This is a genomic window from Tardiphaga sp. 839_C3_N1_4, assembly GCF_051811045.1.
GTDB lineage: Bacteria > Pseudomonadota > Alphaproteobacteria > Rhizobiales > Xanthobacteraceae > Tardiphaga.
In genome coordinates this window covers 2708352-2723610 of sequence record NZ_JBPWQD010000001.1, presented here as the reverse complement: position 1 = coordinate 2723610, position 15259 = coordinate 2708352, and the positions used below count along the sequence as shown (strand labels likewise).

The window sequence follows — 15259 nt, the reverse complement described above, 5'->3', positions numbered from 1 at the left end:
CTCGATGATTTGCGGGTTTGGTTTGTAAAGAACAAAAAAAGGTCTGTTCGGTATTCTTCTCCTCAATTGGTATTTGCCCCCGCGACCTTTTTTGGAGAACTCATTGTGAAGATAAGTAATCTGACGATCACGCCCAAGCTAGGTATTCTGGTGGGTGTCATGTTGCTTGGTCTGTGCGCGTCCGGCGTTCTCGCGGGATATTTCGTTCAGCGCGAGATGATGACCTCAAGGATCGAGGAGCTTCGCCACTTCGTCGATGCCGCGCGCAGCGTGGCGATCGGACTGCAAAAGCAAGTCGACGCCGGCCAGCTCACCAAGGAAGCCGCGATGGCTGAATTCGGTCGTCGTGCAAATACGATGACCTACGACAACGGCGCGGGCTACCTGTTTGGCTCCATGATGGACGGCGTGACGGTGTTGTCGCCGGATGCCAAGCAGATCGGTCAGAACCGCCTCGATGTGGTGACCAATGGCAAGGCGATCGGTCGCGAGTGGCGCGACAGTGTTGCTGCTAAAGGCGAGCACACGATGTTTTATGACTACGTCAAACCTGGCCAGACGGAGCCGCTGCGCAAGGTTGCCTATGCCGCTGCGATCCCCGGATGGAACATGTATGTGGGCGCCGGAGCCTATCTGGAAGATCTCGACGCCAGGTTGAAGCCGATCGTCTGGGCGCTCGGTTTGGCGATCCTTGCCATTGGTGCGGTCGCGGGCGGCATCGCCTGGATGATCGGTCGCAGCATCAGCCGCCCGCTCGGTCAGCTCGGTGCGCGGATGCGCACGCTAGCCGATGGAGCGCTTGAAGACGACATTCCCGGGACCGGGCGCGGCGATGAGATCGGTGCGATGGCATCGACCGTCCAGGTCTTCAAGGACAATGCCGTCCGGATTCGCGGGCTCGACAAGATCGAGGCCGAGTCGCAGGCGCGCGCGTCTGCCGAGCGGCGTTCGGCCATGGAGAGCATCGCCGATGACTTCGAACGCAGCGTCAACGGAATTGTCCGCTCGGTATCGACCGCGGCGGCAGGAATGCAGACCACCGCGCAATCCATGACGGCAACCGCCAGCGATGCGAGTTCGCGGGCATCGACGGTCGGCGCCGCGTCGGAGCGGTCGTCTGACAATGTCAGCACGGTTGCAGCCGCCGCCGAGGAATTGTCGGCTTCGGTCAGCGAAGTCTTGCGGCAGGTCTCGCAGTCGAGCCAAATTGCCAGCAAGGCAGTCGGCGATGCGGAACGCACCAATGCGACCGTTCAACTCCTGTCCAGCGGCGCGGAGAAGATTGGCGAAGTGGTTCAGTTGATCCACAGCATCGCCTCCCAGACCAACCTGCTCGCGCTGAATGCGACCATCGAAGCGGCGCGCGCCGGCGAATCCGGCCGCGGCTTTGCGGTCGTCGCTTCTGAAGTGAAGGCATTGGCGAGCCAGACCGCCAAGGCCACCGAAGAGATCTCCGCCCAGGTTGCCGCCATGCAGGCGTCCACCAGCGAAGCCGTGCTTTCGATCAGCGCCATTACCGGCACGATCGCGCAGATGAGCGAGATCACCACCAGCATCTCCACGGCCGTCCAGGAACAGGGCGAGGCCACGCGGGAAATCGCGCGCAACATTCAGTCGGTCGCGGCGGGCTCCAGTGAAATCAGCGAACATATTGGGGGCGTCAGCAGCGCAGCGGAAGCGACCGGGACGGCGGCCTCGCAGGTGTTGTCGAATGCCAGGGAGCTCGATACCCAGTCCGGCATGTTGCGGACGGCAGTGGACGAGTTCCTGACCAAGGTGCGTGCTGCGTAGAGGCACTTCTTCCCCTCTCCTCTTGTGGGAGAGGAAAGTAGATCAAGCTCGAACGCAAAAAGCCCTCCCTTGCGGGAGGGCTTTCGTCGTTTCAGGCGAGTGCCTGCTCGCGTTGCTTACTTCGCCTTGAGGAAGTCGGCGACCTCGAGCAGCACGAACTCGTTGTCGTCGGCCTTGTTCGGATCGCGGCTGGACGAGAACGGCAGGTTGTTGTCGTTGCCGACGATGATGTGCGTCGCATCGACCTGATCGACGTTCTCGATGGTGAAGAACGGGAAGGTCAGCACACCATCATTGAGCGGCTTGCGGGCCAGCTTGTTCGGGTCCTGGATCTTCATCAGGTCGATGAAGCCGATCTTGCGAACGGGCTTGCCGACATTGGCGTCGTTCAGTTCGATCTTGTAGACCTTCTTGAACTTGGCGAGGTCGGGGAAGCAGTCTTCACCGCGCTTGCCGTCGGCGCAGGCCTTGTCCTTGGTGCCTTCGCCGTTGTCGCGCTCGATAATCAGGCCGTTGTCGGCGGTGATCATGTTGAAGTCGCCGATGGCATTGCCGTTCTGTTCGAACACGTACTGCCAGTAGCGACCGGTGAACTTCTCGTTGGCGACGTCGAATTCCAGGATGCGCGAAGCTTCCTTGCCGTCGACCTTTTCCCAGTCCTTCTTCTCGGCATCCCAGATCGGGCCTTCGAGCAGACCGTAGAGGAACTTGCCATCCTTCGAGGAGGCGAAGCCTTCATAGCCCTTGGAGCGGCGCAGGTTGACGGTGGTATAGGTGGCGCCCGGCGCGCCCGGCGACTGCACCGACCAATGATCCGGCGAACGCACCGGCTTGCCGTCGGCGACGGTGTCGAACACGGCCAGCACCTTGCCGGTCTTGTCAGCCTTGATGATGTAGGGGCCGAATTCTTCGCCGATCCAGAAATTGTCGCCGACGATCTGGAAGCCTTCCGTGTCGACATCGGCGCCGGTCAGGTAGCGCTTGGCGGTGTCTTCATGGACGATGCGGAACGGCACCTTCTTGTCGGGATCGTGCAGGAACACGGTGGCCTGACGCTCGACCTTGCCGTTCTTCCAATCGATCTTGTGGTGATTGAGATAGATCATGTAGTCGGCCGAATTGTAGCGCGAGCCAGCGCCATTGTCGGTCAGCACCCAGAACGAACCGTCGGGCATCACCTTGATGCCGGAATGGCCCTGCAGCGGCTGGCCCTTCATCGGCAGCGAGATGCCGGTGGCGCGCTCATAGGACTTGCCCATCACGGTGCCGAGCGCGTCGACGCGCTTGCCGGTGGTGTATTTGCCCGAGGTCTTCAGGTCGTTCGGCGCGTCCGCGGGCGCGTCGATGGTCGACGTGGCCGGCAGCACGGCATGGCCGGCGAGCTTGGCTGGGAATTCGCCTTCCGACTGCGCAAAGGCTGCGGAAGAAAGCATGACGAGGGAAGCGACGGAGCAGAGGAATGTGCTGCGCATGGTTGTCTCCTTTGTGGTGACCATGCGGCGTGTTCTGGGGCGCGGGCGTTACGCTGCGCTGACAATTTCATGACGACTGGGTGACAGTAGGGGAAAGAGCTGCGGCATGGGGTCGCCGCGGCTGCGGGTTGGGTCACAGCCTCTCCGCCATCGTCTCCGCCTCGCACGCCAAAGGCAGGGGCGGAGACGACAAACGGGGCTGCTTCTCTACTGCTTCTCGATCCCCGCATTCGTGATCAGCTTTTCCCACACCTTGAGCTGGTCCTTCAGGAAGGCGTCGAATTCTTCCGGCGTGCCGGAGAAGGCTTCCATGCCACGGTTGGCGAGGTCTTTCTGGATTTCGGGGCGTTCGACGATCTTGCGGATTTCGGCGTTGAGCTTGACGACGATGTCCTTCGGCATGTTGGCCGGGCCGAGATAGCCCTGCCAGGAGGTGATGTCGAAGCCCTTCACGCCGGCCTCGTCCATTGTCGGCAGATCGGGCAGCAGTTTGGAGCGATATTTCGTGGTCACCGCGAGCGACTTCAGCGCCTTGGCGTTGACGTGCGGCAAGCCGGTCGGCACGTCGACGAACATCATGCTGACGCGGCCGGCGATGACATCGGTGAGCGCGGGTGGTGAGCTCTTGTAAGGCACGTGCAGGAGATCGAGTTTGGCTAGGCGGGCAAAGGTCGCGCCCGAGACGATCGCCGACGAACTGCCCGATGCGTAGGAGTACTTGCCCGGCTCTTTCTTGGCGAGCGCGATCAGCTCTTCCACGGAGTTGGCGGGAATCTCAGGATTGATCACCAGCATGAAGGGCAGGTCGCCGGTGCGCGCGATCGGCGTAAAATCCTTGATCGGATCATAGCTCATGGTCTTGAGCAGAAAAGGATTGGCCGAATGCGTCGTGTTGGTCGTGACGAACAGCGTGTAGCCGTCGGCGGGGGCGCGGGCGACGAAGCTGGCGGCGATCGAGCCATTGGCACCGGCCTTGTTGTCAATCACAGTGTTGGCGTTCAGCGCGGTGCCGAGCTCCTTGGCGATCAGGCGCGTCGTGGTGTCGGTGCCGCTGCCGGCGGCGAAAGGGAGCACCAGCGTGATCGCCCGGTTTGGATAGTTCGCGGTTTGTGCGATGGCCTCCGGGGTCGCCAACAGCAGCGCTCCGATAAACGATGCGCTCGCCACACCGCGAAGAACTGAAAGTCCGTGCATTCCGCTTTTCTCCCTGAATCGGCCTTGGTAGCCCATATTTATTGCGGGCAAACTAGCGGAGGTCGGTGACGCACGGAAGCGGAAAGGTATGCCGTTCAGGTTGGCGCGCTGTCGATGGTGTAGGCCATGCATCGACGTCGTAGCACCGGGTCGACCTTATCGCGTTCGTGAGCGAGAGCACCTGCAGACGGCCGCTGATCCGCAGCATCTGCGCGTTGGGGTCGGTGCGAATGCCGGGGCGAGCTCCGGAGCACGCACGATCGTTTCGTCGCGGTCCTTCTCGTCGCCGCTATTGCTTCCCGACCAGCGACAGGTTCAGCGCCGCGCAGGCGCAAAGCTCTTTGACAAATGCAAAGCAGCTCCTATATAAATTAGAATAATTCTAAATTATGTAAGGCGTTGATATGAAGGCGTTTTCGGAGCTTACCGAACGCGAGGTGCTGGCGGTTGCGATCTCCAGCGAGGAAGAGGACAGCCGGATCTATCTCAGCTTCGCCGAGGATCTGGCAGAGCGCTATCCCGATTCCGCGAAAGTCTTCAGCGAGATGGCCGAAGAGGAAAAGGGCCATCGGCATCTGCTGTTGCAGATGTATGAGGAGCGCTTCGGACCGAACCTTCCGCCGATCCGGCGCGAAGACGTTAAGGGCTTCATCCGCCGCCGACCAATCTGGCTTACGCGTAACCTGTCGCTCGACACCATCCGCAAGGAGGCCGAGCGGATGGAGTTCGAGGCCGAGCGCTTTTACGCCAAAGCGGCCGAGCAGGCGACGGATGTCGGGGTTCGCAAGTTGCTGGGCGATCTGGCCGAGCTGGAAAAAGGACACGAGCATCTCGCGGCCAAATTATCGAATGCCATCCTGACGTCCGACGTTCGTACGATCGAGGACAACACCCGCCACCGGATGTTCGTCCTGCAATATGTCCAGCCAGGTCTTGCGGGCTTGATGGACGGCTCCGTATCGACGCTGGCGCCGCTGTTTGCGGCCGCGTTTGCAACACATCACAACTGGCAGACATTCCTTGTTGGCCTCGCCGCATCGATCGGCGCCGGCATCAGCATGGGTTTCGCCGAAGCACTGTCGGACGATGGCTCCATGACCGGACGCGGCTCGCCGTGGCTGCGTGGCGGCATCTGCGGGCTGATGACGACGCTGGGCGGTCTTGGCCACACTCTGCCTTATCTCGTGCCGGACAGCTGGCCGAATGCATTCTGGATCGCGACGGCCATCGCGGGTGTTGTCGTTTTTTTCGAACTCTGGGCCATCGCCTATATCAGGGCGCGCTATATGGATACGCCGTTCCTGCAGGCCGTCTTTCAGGTGGTGCTTGGCGGCGTCATCGTTCTGGCGGTGGGCATATTGATCGGAGGCGCGTAGCGGGTGGGGAGGCGTCAGATGGCGTCGTTGCGCGGGATGGCGTAGGTTCTATGCGCGGGAAACCCTGCTGCTCGTCCCGCCGATGATGAGTGTGTGCGATGCATGATCGCGGCAGGTGCGATCGCGGGCAGCTTACGGGTGAAGGAGCGTCCCATGTATGCTGCCATTCGTCAGAGCAAGGCAAAGACCGGCATGGCTGAGGAACTGACGCGCAGGATCAAGGAAGGTGCCATTCCGATCATCAGTGATGTCGAAGGTTTCATGGCCTATTATGTGGTCTATGCGTCCGACGATACGGTGACGGCGATCAGCATCTTCAATAATTTCGCGGGCGCCGAGGAGTCGAACCGACGCGGGCTCGCGTGGAGCGAACAGAATCTGGCGCCCTTGCTGATTGGACCAGCCACAGCGATAGCCGGCCCGGTTATCGTTCATACGTTGGCATAACGCGCGCGGGACAGGTGCTATGCCGGGCGGGTGGCATGTGCGCGTAGATTACTCGCCAGATTCTCAATCTCCCAGCAGGCGCTTCGCGCCGGCGATTGCGCGGCGCGCGACTTCTTCGGGGCCGCGCTCCCGGGTCAGCGCATCCATCGGCACTTCGAGCGCGACCGGAATATGCTTCGGCAGGTGCGCGGCGATGGCGCAGAGGTCGATGCCGCCGTCGCCGGGTGGTAGCCGTTCAGCGCGTGCGGTGTGCAGCAGTCCTTCCACCGTGCCAGGCTTTTCCGCCGGAGCATCGCAAAAATGGAAAAACGGCAGCAAGCGCGATGGCATGTCGTCGAGTTCGGCGAGGCTGCTGTCGGAGCGGTCGAAATGCAGCGTATCGACAAGGATACCCGCATTGGCGCGGCCTGCGGTCTCGACGACGGCGCGCGCCTTGTGCAGGTTCGACACATTGGTCCAGGGAAAGAACTCCATCACCGGCATGATGCCGTATCGCGCCGCAAGATCGGCGATGGCCGCCAGGCAGTCAGCGAGGCGGGACAAGTCGGGATCATAGGGCGCGACGATGACATGGTGGGCTCCGAGCTCCGCGCCGGCGGTGAGCATCGGCTCAAGCGCCGCGACGTCGATCCCGGGCGTGATCTTGACGAGTTCAATATCGAGCACGTGCAGTCCGGTGTCAGCGAGACGCGCCTTGGTTTGCCGCATCATCGCCTTGTCGTTCATCAGCGGGTAGCCGGGGCTTTCCGCGGTCACGGCGATCAGTCTCAGTCCGACACTCCGGTAGCCGCAGCGCGCGGCAACGTCGATCATCTCTGGCGGCGCCAGCGATAGCACGGTGAGGTGGGCGAGCGAGAAAACGGTCATGAGATGTTTCTACTCCCGATGTCTGGCTGGCCGGAGCGGATGTTCGGTCTATCGCCGTGATGCGATGAATACGCCCGACAGTACCAGCACATAGCCGATGAGGTGAAACAGTTGCGGCTGTTCGCCGAGAAACGCGATGGCCAATACAGAGCCGAACACCGGCATCAGATGCAGAAATGGTGCAGCCCGATTAGGGCCGATCAGTGCGATGCCGCGATTGAAGAACAGATAGGCCAGTGCCGACGGAAAGATCATGGCATAGGCGAGCGTCAGCAGCGTCACCGTGTCGAAGATCAGCGGCGAGCCCGAGTTGAGTTCCCAGATGCTGACCGGCAGGGTCAGGATCGCGCCGCCGGCGGTGGTGAAAGCAATCAGTGACATCGGGTGCGTCACCGGTCGCCGCAGCATCAGCGCCGAATAGATGCCGAACACCAGGAGCGCTGCGAACAGCATCGCATCGCCCTTGTTGATCTGGATACTGGCCAGTGCGGTCAGATCGCCGCGCAGGATGATGATCAGCACGCCGGCCATGGAGACCACGATGCCGAGCAGTTGCGCCAGCGTGAGCCTCACGCCGAACAGGATCAGCGTCCACAGCGCGACGCAGAGCGGGCCCGACGACTGGATCAGCAGCGCATTCAGGGCCTGCGTGTATTTCAGGCCCCAATAGGCCAGTACCGTATTGGCAGCGAAGCCGGTCAGCGCCAGCATGGTCATGAGAGAAAGCTGCGCGCGGAGGACCGGCCAGTCCGTGCGCAGATGCGTCCAGGCGAAGGGCAGCAACAGGAAAAAGGCCCCGATCCAGCGCACGCAGGCCAGCGTCACCGGTGGGACGTGGCCGGCGACATAGCGGCCGAGCACGATGTTCCCGGCCCAGAACAGCGAAGTGAGGCTGAGCAGGAGATAAGGCTGGTTGGCGAACCAGCCGACGATCGTTTGTCGCGGCGGAGCGGAAGGGGTCATCGGCTCGATGGTCAATGCAGCCTTTCATAGGCGGCAGTTCGCCGGGTGGCACAAGTCATGCTGGCGCGCGGGCACCATGCGCGGCAGCGGAGCGCGCATCGGTAGATGCGTCGAATGGACGCCAGGAATGAGCCTCGATTCAGGTATTCAGATGCCGAAAAACACGCAAAATCAGACGATTATACCTTTTCCGCCAGGCGAACATTAACCGCTTTCGAACGGCTAGCCGATAGAACTGAATCGCAATGATGGAACTTGTTTCTTGAATTGCGGGTCCGGATACCTCGTCGACGTTGTGCAGTGAGTGTGTCTGGAGCCGTTCGGCTTTGAGCGCACGACCGAGGGGTCGGCGCGACAGGAGATCGTAATGCCGTTGTCCGCCTCTCAACCCAAACCCGGCCGCCGCCGGGGTCTCGGTCTTGGCCCGCGCATCATGTTGATGACGGTCTCCGGCATTCTCATCCTCGGCGTCTGCATCACGCTGGTCGCCAAATATGTGCTCGAACAGGGCGCCGCCAAATCCGCGACGGAGCGGGTCGAGACCAACATGCGCGTCGCCTGGAACGTGCTGCGCGAGAGCGGCGACAAATACAGCATCGCGGATGGCAAGCTGCTTGCCGACGGCAAGCCGCTGAACGGCAATTTCGCGGCGGTCGACAAGATCAAGACGCTGGTCGGCGGCACCGCCACGATCTTCATGAACGATACCCGCATCTCCACCAATGTGATGAAGCCGGATGGCACCCGTGCCATCGGCACGCAACTGGCGAAAGGGCCGGCCTATGACGCGGTCTTCAACGGCAAGACCGCGTTCCGTGGTGAAGTAGCCATCCTCGGCGAGCCGTATATGACCGTCTATGATCCGATCTTCGATGCCAGCCGCAACGTGATCGGCATCCTCTATGTGGGCATTAAAAAGGTCGACTTCCTCGAGACGGCCAATGACACGCTCTGGACCATCGTCTATGCGACCGTTGCGGTCATGCTGCTGGCGATCGTGCTCAGCTATTTCGTTGCGCGCGGCACCATCGTGCGTCCGCTGAAGGCGAGCATCGCCACGATGAACAAGCTCGCCAAAGGAGACCTTACCGTCGACGTTCCGGCAAGCAAGCGCGCCGACGAGATTGGGGAGATCATGACGGCGCTGAGTGTATTCAAGGAGAACGGCCTCGAAGTCGAGCGCATGAAGGTCGCGCAGATCGCTACGGAGAGCCGCACGGCCGAACAGCGCAAGGCGGATATGATGAAGCTCGCCGCCGATTTCGAGGGCGCCGTCGGCCAGATTGTCGAGACCGTGTCATCCGCCTCGAAGGAACTGGAAGGTTCGGCCACCACATTGACGGCAACATCGGATCGCTCGCAGGCTTTGGCGATCGCTGTGTCGGCGGCGTCGGAAGAAGCTGCCACCAATGTGCAGTCGGTTGCCTCCGCCACCGAGGAAATGTCGTCGTCCGTGCACGAGATCAGCCGTCAGGTGCAGGGCGCCGCGCGCATTGCCAGCGAGGCCGTTGCGCAGGCTGACAACACCAACAACCGCGTTGGAGAACTGGCGACGGCCGCGGCACGCATCGGCGACGTGGTCGAGCTGATCAACAATATCGCGGGCCAGACCAATCTGCTGGCGCTCAACGCGACCATCGAGGCCGCGCGCGCCGGTGAAGCCGGTCGCGGCTTTGCGGTGGTTGCCGCGGAAGTAAAAGCGCTGGCCGAGCAGACCGCGAAGGCCACTGGCGAGATCAGCCAGCAGGTCAGCGGCATCCAGAAGGCGACCGAGGATTCGGTGTCGGCTATCAAGGAGATCTCCATGACGATCGGTCAGATGTCGGAGATCGCGTCCGCCATCGCATCGGCCGTTGAAGAGCAGGGCGCCACCACGCAGGAGATTTCGCGCAACGTGCAGCAGGCCGCAGCAGGCACGATGCAGGTGAGTTCGAACATCACCGACGTGCAGCGCGGTGTCGAGGAAGCAGGCTCCGCCTCGTCGCAGGTTCTATCCGCAGCGCAGTCGCTGTCGAGTGAGAGCACGCGACTGAAGCATGAGGTCGGCAACTTCCTGCGCTCGGTCCGCGCGGCGTAACTATCCACCGCGGAAGAATCGGATGCGCGAAGGCGTCCCGAATGTTTCCGGGCAGAGATAATCGTCGCGCCCTGGCTGGACCTCGCTGAGAAAGTAGCCGCTAAATTTAGAACCATTAAAATCTGCGGCAGTGTTGTCACACTGCCGCGGAATGCTTGTTGTTTGGAACGCTTCTATTGGCGGTGACGCCGCCGTCCCTTTAACCCCGATCCATCACATGAGGGCGTCCGCCATCGAATATGTCGATGCGGATGAGATTTCGGGGATCACCTTGAACAACACCATTCGTTTGTCGCGTTTCGCACTTTTGTCGTCGGTCTGCGCGCTCAGCGTTGTCACGCTCGATACGTCGCTGGCGCAGTCCAGTTCCACGCAGAGCGGCGCGCAGCCGCTGCCGCCGGTGGTTGTCAACCAGCCGCAGCAGCGTCGCCGCGCGGCCGCCACACCGAGCCGGACGCCCCGCGCCCGCACCGCCGTCGCGCCGCGTCCGGTGGCGCAGCCCCTGCGCAGCAACGTGTTCGTGGAAAGCCCGCGCGGCCCGATCCAGGGCTATGTCGCCAACCGCAGCTCGACCGGCACCAAGACCAACATGCCGATCAACGAGACGCCGCAGGCGATCTCGGTGATCGGCGCCGAGCAGATCCGCGATCAGAACCCAACGAAGTTTGACGAGATTCTTCGCTACGCACCCGGCGTTGCCGCCGGCACTTTCGGCGCCGATTTCCGTAACGACTGGTTCCTAATCCGCGGTTTCAAGTCGGACGACAACAGCGTGTTCCTCGACGGTCTCCAGTTGTTCTACACCTCCTATGCAAGCTGGAAGCTGCAGCCGTTCAACATGGAGCGCGTCGAAATCCTGCGCGGTCCGTCGGCGATCCTCTATGGCGGCTCGAGCCCCAGCGGTCTTGTCAACGTCGTCAGCAAGATGCCGCAAGCTCAGCCGATCCGTTATATCGAAACCGGCGTCGATAATTTCGGCAATGCCTATTTTGGCTTTGACATCAATACGCCGATCAAGCTGGCTCCGGGCAATGGCGAGCTCTACACCCGCATTGTTGGCCAGGTGCAGAACGGCGGCACGCAGACAGACTTTACGCCGAACAACAACTACTTCATCGCGCCGTCGCTGACCTGGAAGCCGGATGTCGATACGACGCTGACGATCCTCGCTTCGGCCTCTTTTAATGAGACGCGTCCAGCCAACTTCCTGCCTTACGTAGGCACGGTAACGAATGCGCCGTTTGGACGAATCTCGACCAGCTTCTACGGCGGAGATCCGAAGACCGACAGTTTCAAGCGTGAGCAGGAAATGCTGGGCTATCAGTTCGAGAGGAACCTCTCGGATAACGTGACTTTCCGTCAGAATGCCCGTTTTTCGCATGTTGATGTGAACTACGCTGCTCTCACGCTCGGTGCCCTCTCGGCTCCATTTAACACCTACGCCAATGCGACGACCGGGGACATGTTCCGTTACGGGTTCTCCACCCGAGGCATTGCGGATCAGGCCAATATGGATAGCCAGGTCGAGTATCGATTCACCACTGGCATCCTCAGCCACACGGCGCTCTTTGGCCTCGATCTGAAGCACTATAGCATCAGCGACACGCAGGGTCTGGCTGGTGGCTATCCCAATATCAATGCGGTCAATCCCAGCTATGCTGCCGCTTTGCCCCAGATTCGCACAGCTGCCGGTTTCAGCAACTATCGTGATGGAAACCAGACGCAAAATCAGCTCGGTGTGTATCTACAGGACCAGATCAAATTGGACCGCTTCACCCTCGTGCTCAGCGGCCGCAACGATTGGGTCAATAATTCTCGCTTCGATCAGGCCTTCGGCGCGTCTTCACTGGGCCGTGACGAGAGCAAGTTCAGTGGTCGTGCTGGTCTGATCTACAACTTCGACAACGGTCTTGCGCCTTACGTCTCTTATGCGACCAGCTATAACCCGATCATTGGTGTCAATGCGGCGGGTCAATTGCTGTTGTCGGAAACGGGCGAGCAGACCGAAGTCGGCGTGAAGTTCCAGCCGGTAGGCTTTGATGGCCACTTCGGCGTCGCTTTGTTCGACCTCAAGCGCAAGAACGTCCCGACTACCAATCCGCTGTTCCCGCTAACGGCTCTTCAGACCGGTGAAGTCACCTCGCGCGGCATCGAACTCGAAGCCGTTGCCAATCTCGCGCCGGGCTTCAAGGTGGTTGGTTCGTTTACGAACTACAATCTGTTCACCAGCGCCGATGCGAACCCGGCTCTGATCGGTCTCGTGCCGACCAACACGCCGCGTCAGCTCGCTTCTGGCTGGGCCGACTACACCTTCCAGGATGGTGTGCTCCGTGGCTTCGGCTTCGGCGGCGGCGTACGCTATGTCGGCTCGTCCTTCGCCGATCAGGCCAATACGCTCTCAGTTCCATCACGCGTCCTCGGCGATCTCGCCGTTCATTACGACTGGCAGAACTGGCGCTTTGCGGTCAATGCGGCGAACGTGACCGATGAAATCTACGTCGCGAACTGTTCAAGTGCGAATGCCTGCTTCTATGGCGATCGCCGCCGCATCACCGGCAGCATCGGCTACAAGTGGTAACCGCTCAGGCGAGCGAGCCGGCACGACAATAGGTCGCTGCACGTCCCGCTCGCCGCACGGTCGCCACGTCAAAATGATCTGCTCATGTCGTCTCCGGCTCGCCGGGGACGACATTTTCAGTAGTTGAAGAAGGATTGATCCCCTGAAAGCGCGTACGGCTCGCATCTGGTCGCTGATCCACAAATGGAGCAGCCTTGTCTCCACCGTCTTCCTGCTGCTGCTGTGCCTCACCGGCCTGCCGTTGATCTTTCATCACGAGATCGACGAGGCGCTCGGCTACGCGCCGAAGATGGATGTGCATGTGCCCGGCGCGGCGAAACTCAGCCTGGATGCCATCGGCCGCGCGGCGATCGCGGATCATCCCGGCAGCGTGTTGCTCTACATGGCCTGGGACAAGGACGAGCCCGGCATGGTCTCGACCTTCACCAACACGTCGGTCACGTCGGATCCCCAAACCACCGTGGTGAAAGCGTTCGACGCCTATACGGCAAAGCCCGTCGGCCTACTCGGCACCGGCCCGATGCTGGTGATGTTGCGGCTACATACCGACATGTATCTCGGGCTTCCCGGCAAGTGGTTCATGGGTGTCATGGGATTCCTCTTCATGATCGCCATCATCTCCGGCGTGGTGCTGTACTGGCCGTTCACGCGCCGTCTGAATTTCGCGGCGATCCGCAAGCAGAAGTCGCGCCGGGTCCTGTGGCTCGACTGGCACAATCTGCTTGGCGTGGTCACCATCGTCTGGACGCTGGTGGTCGGCAGCACCGGGGTCATCAACGCCTATGCCGAGGTCATGCTCGGCATCTGGCAGCGTAATGAATTGGCTGCCATGGCCGCTCCCTATGCCGGCAAGCCGACACCGACGCAGCTCGCGTCGCTGGACAAGGTGGTGGGCAATGCCATGAAGACGACGCCCGGCATGGATCCAGCCTTCATCGCATTCCCCGGCACGCCGTTCACATCGACGCATCACTTCGCGGTCTTTTTGCGCGGCGATACACCGCTGACCTCGCGGCTGGTGAAACCTGTGCTGCTCGATGGCGAGACCGGTGAGGTGTCTGACTCCAGCGAGCTGCCGACCTATCTGAAAGCGGTACTGGTCTCGCAGCCGCTGCATTTCGGCGACTATGGTGGCATGCCGCTGAAGATCATCTGGGCGCTGCTCACGGTTTTCACCATCATCGTGCTCGGCAGCGGGCTGTATCTGTGGGCAGTGAAGCGCAGCAAGGTCAGGCGCGGCGCGCGGCTGTCTGCCGGCGTGACGGCAGCGATTGGGCCATCGTCATGAACGAGGCGCCGCAGCACAGAGCGAACTGGTGGCGCGTGTTCGGCGCGCCGATCGTCATTGGCGTCTTATCGCTCGCAGGCTTGTTGTCGGCGCTGCTCGCCGGCGATCCCGGCCGCTATTTTGCGTGGTTCGGCGTCGGGCTGCCGATCGCGATTGCGGCATGGGCGTATGGCCGGAAGTGACATGAGAAAGGGCGGATGAGCGAGGCGAAATCCGCCACGTCTCCGGCACCGCAATGCCAGCGACGGATTACGCCTTCGGCTCATCCGTCGTTGGCCTATGATGCTATCAGCGCCGATCCCAGTTGTTGTTCCAGCCGTTATTCCATCCATTGTCCCAACCGTCCTGCTGGCCACGCATCGCGCGGCTGCCGCGGCGCTGGTCGCCATAGGCCAGCATCGGGTTCTGCATGCAGTCGCCGCGCTGGCCGCTCACGGTCGCCATGCACTGGTTATAGGAGGTGAACGTACAGCTCGGATTGAAGCCGGTGGCCGAGGTGCGCGAGCACCATGGATATTCGCGGGCCATGGAGGGCGTGGCGCCCATCACGACCAGAAGTGCAGCTGCTGCCAGGATTGAGCGCATGTCGATTCTCCCTTGAGGTCCGAAATCGATAATGCGCAGCTTACATCGCCGTTCCCGCCTGCGACAGCACGTCGTGATCACTCCGTCCGACAGGGACTTCAAACCGCGGTGATGCGCATCAGTCCGTCAGTGTGGCCGCCATCGCATCCAGCGCCGCGCGCGCGGCCTCCGGCGCAATCTCGATCTGCAGCCCGCGCTGGCCGCCATTGAGATAGATCGTATTTTCCGACAATGCCGCCTGCTCCATGGCGACGGGCACGCGCTTCTTTTGTCCGAACGGGCTGATACCGCCGACGTGATAACCGGTCATGCGTTCGGCGTCGGCCGGGCGCATCATCTTCGCGCTCTTGCCGCGAAAGGCCGCGGCCAGCTTCTTCATGCTGACCTCCTTGTCGGAGGGCACCACGACACAAACCGGCTTGCCATCGACCTCGGCCATCAGCGTCTTCAGCATGCGTTGCGGTGCGATGCCGAGCGCTTCCGCTGCCTGCAGGCCGATGCTCTCGGCGTCTGGGTCGTAATCGTAGGTATGCAGGGTGAACGCGGCGCCGAGCTTGCTCAGCGTCTGCGTGGCGCGGGTGGTTTTCGACATGTGAGACTCAAGGGAATTGGAGCGCTCAA

The 15259-nt window shown here is 61.4% G+C and carries 14 protein-coding genes; 7 read left to right on the top strand and 7 right to left on the bottom strand.

What is annotated here, in order from left to right; translation table 11 throughout:
- Positions 1–105: 105 nt before the first annotated feature.
- Complete coding sequence (locus AB8A38_RS13040; protein WP_315840885.1) at positions 106–1791, top strand: methyl-accepting chemotaxis protein; 1686 nt, start codon at positions 106–108, stop codon at positions 1789–1791.
- A gap of 116 nt (positions 1792–1907) precedes the next feature.
- Here the strand turns inward: AB8A38_RS13040 and AB8A38_RS13035 are convergent, their stop codons facing one another.
- The gene (locus AB8A38_RS13035; protein WP_439086242.1) at positions 1908–3263 is read right to left on the bottom strand and encodes an esterase-like activity of phytase family protein; all 1356 of its coding nucleotides are present in this window, start codon (positions 3261–3263) and stop codon (positions 1908–1910) included.
- Positions 3264–3470: 207 nt separating this feature from the next.
- A complete protein-coding gene (locus tag AB8A38_RS13030) occupies positions 3471–4457 on the bottom strand; it encodes a Bug family tripartite tricarboxylate transporter substrate binding protein (protein ID WP_439086241.1) in 987 nt (328 codons plus the stop codon).
- Positions 4458–4861: 404 nt separating this feature from the next.
- On the opposite strand from AB8A38_RS13030, the gene mbfA reads away from it, so the two are divergent.
- Both mbfA and AB8A38_RS13020 read left to right on the top strand, forming a co-directional pair.
- Positions 4862–5833, top strand: coding sequence for an iron exporter MbfA (mbfA, locus tag AB8A38_RS13025; protein ID WP_439086240.1), 972 nt, complete (start codon positions 4862–4864; stop codon positions 5831–5833).
- Between the two features lie 153 nt (positions 5834–5986).
- Positions 5987–6280, top strand: a complete 294-nt coding sequence (locus AB8A38_RS13020; protein WP_089263582.1) for an antibiotic biosynthesis monooxygenase — start codon at positions 5987–5989, stop codon at positions 6278–6280.
- Between the two features lie 63 nt (positions 6281–6343).
- Here the strand turns inward: AB8A38_RS13020 and AB8A38_RS13015 are convergent, their stop codons facing one another.
- Positions 6344–7147, bottom strand: coding sequence for a sugar phosphate isomerase/epimerase family protein (locus tag AB8A38_RS13015; RefSeq protein WP_439086239.1), 804 nt, complete (start codon positions 7145–7147; stop codon positions 6344–6346).
- Positions 7148–7195: 48 nt separating this feature from the next.
- Positions 7196–8110 (bottom strand): DMT family transporter, encoded by a 915-nt coding sequence (locus AB8A38_RS13010; RefSeq protein WP_068731383.1) that lies wholly within the window; start codon positions 8108–8110, stop codon positions 7196–7198.
- A 367-nt stretch (positions 8111–8477) separates the two neighbouring features.
- On the opposite strand from AB8A38_RS13010, the gene AB8A38_RS13005 reads away from it, so the two are divergent.
- Together AB8A38_RS13005 and AB8A38_RS13000 are read left to right on the top strand one after the other, a co-directional pair.
- On the top strand, positions 8478–10187 hold the full coding sequence (locus AB8A38_RS13005; protein WP_439086238.1) for a methyl-accepting chemotaxis protein: 1710 nt from the start codon (positions 8478–8480) through the stop codon (positions 10185–10187).
- A gap of 217 nt (positions 10188–10404) precedes the next feature.
- Positions 10405–12765, top strand: a complete 2361-nt coding sequence (locus tag AB8A38_RS13000) for a TonB-dependent siderophore receptor (RefSeq protein ID WP_439086237.1) — start codon at positions 10405–10407, stop codon at positions 12763–12765.
- Between the two features lie 82 nt (positions 12766–12847).
- Here AB8A38_RS13000 and AB8A38_RS12995 read toward each other — a convergent pair whose 3' ends face one another.
- Positions 12848–13018, bottom strand: coding sequence for a hypothetical protein (locus AB8A38_RS12995; RefSeq protein WP_439086236.1), 171 nt, complete (start codon positions 13016–13018; stop codon positions 12848–12850).
- Here AB8A38_RS12995 and AB8A38_RS12990 point away from each other — a divergent pair.
- Together AB8A38_RS12990 and AB8A38_RS12985 are read left to right on the top strand one after the other, a co-directional pair.
- Positions 12938–14053, top strand: a complete 1116-nt coding sequence (locus tag AB8A38_RS12990; RefSeq protein ID WP_439088512.1) for a PepSY-associated TM helix domain-containing protein — start codon at positions 12938–12940, stop codon at positions 14051–14053. The two genes, AB8A38_RS12995 and AB8A38_RS12990, sit on opposite strands and share 81 nt — an antisense overlap.
- Positions 14050–14235, top strand: coding sequence for a hypothetical protein (locus AB8A38_RS12985; RefSeq protein ID WP_315840894.1), 186 nt, complete (start codon positions 14050–14052; stop codon positions 14233–14235). Before AB8A38_RS12990 ends, AB8A38_RS12985 begins: the two co-directional genes overlap by 4 nt.
- Before the next feature lie 106 nt (positions 14236–14341).
- On the opposite strand, the gene AB8A38_RS12980 is transcribed toward AB8A38_RS12985, so the two are convergent.
- A complete protein-coding gene (locus tag AB8A38_RS12980; protein ID WP_439086235.1) occupies positions 14342–14638 on the bottom strand; it encodes a DUF3551 domain-containing protein in 297 nt (98 codons plus the stop codon).
- 118 nt (positions 14639–14756) lie between these two features.
- Positions 14757–15230, bottom strand: coding sequence for a Cys-tRNA(Pro) deacylase (gene ybaK, locus AB8A38_RS12975; RefSeq protein ID WP_439073958.1), 474 nt, complete (start codon positions 15228–15230; stop codon positions 14757–14759).
- Between the last annotated feature and the right edge of the window lie 29 nt (positions 15231–15259).